Source organism: Sulfitobacter sp. HI0040, from assembly GCF_001634885.1.
GTDB lineage: Bacteria > Pseudomonadota > Alphaproteobacteria > Rhodobacterales > Rhodobacteraceae > Sulfitobacter.
Genome location: NZ_LWEX01000221.1, coordinates 1 through 725, shown reverse-complemented (window position 1 = coordinate 725; position 725 = coordinate 1). Strand labels below are relative to the sequence as shown.

General features: G+C 63.4%; 1 pseudogene. It reads right to left on the bottom strand.

From position 1 onward, the window contains the following. A pseudogene (locus tag A3728_RS12370) lies at positions 1-725 on the bottom strand (methyltransferase); the annotation flags it as partial.

Sequence of the window (725 nt, the reverse complement as noted above, 5' to 3'; positions counted from 1 at the left end):
GCGGGGGGCTGCGGCGCTCGGGACAATGGGTCAGCACGGCGGAGAGAAGAGCGGCCGTGGTCGCGCAGGTCGGATGATAGGCGCCATCGATGTTGACAGGTGCGGTCTCGCCTTCGCCCATCGCGCGCTTGTCGATCACCGTCAACCGGGTGTCGATCGAAGTGCCATGCCGCGAAAAGACCTTGCCGTCGATGGCGGCGGAAAACACCACCTCTGAGCTCTGGCCTATCCGCTGGAACGTCGACTGGAAGCACTTGGTGGAAGGACGGAAACTCTCGCCGGTGATGACAAGGAGACGCCCACCGGGCGCGAGGCGAGCAAGGGAAGACAGAACATGTTGGCTGGTCGCCTGCCGGAACTGACCTTCGACATGGTTCGCAGCCGAAAACGGCGGGTTCATCACGATGACCGAGGGCGTGATCGACCTATCGAGACGGTCGTCGATCGACGCGGCATCGTGATCCGAGACGACTGCCTCCGGAAAGAGTTGTTGCAGCAAATTGCGGCGGGTTTCGGCAAGTTCATTCAGCGACAAACGCGCACCTGCGATACGGGCGAAGATCGCCAGCATGCCGGTGCCTGCGGAGGGTTCCAGAACCAGGTCGTCACCGCGAAACCCCGCCGCCTGCGCAACAATGGCCGCGAGCGGAAGAGGGGTCGAGAATTGTTGCAAGCGCACGCTGTCTTCGGAACGCCGCGTGTGCGACGGCGCCAGACCGGCGAGA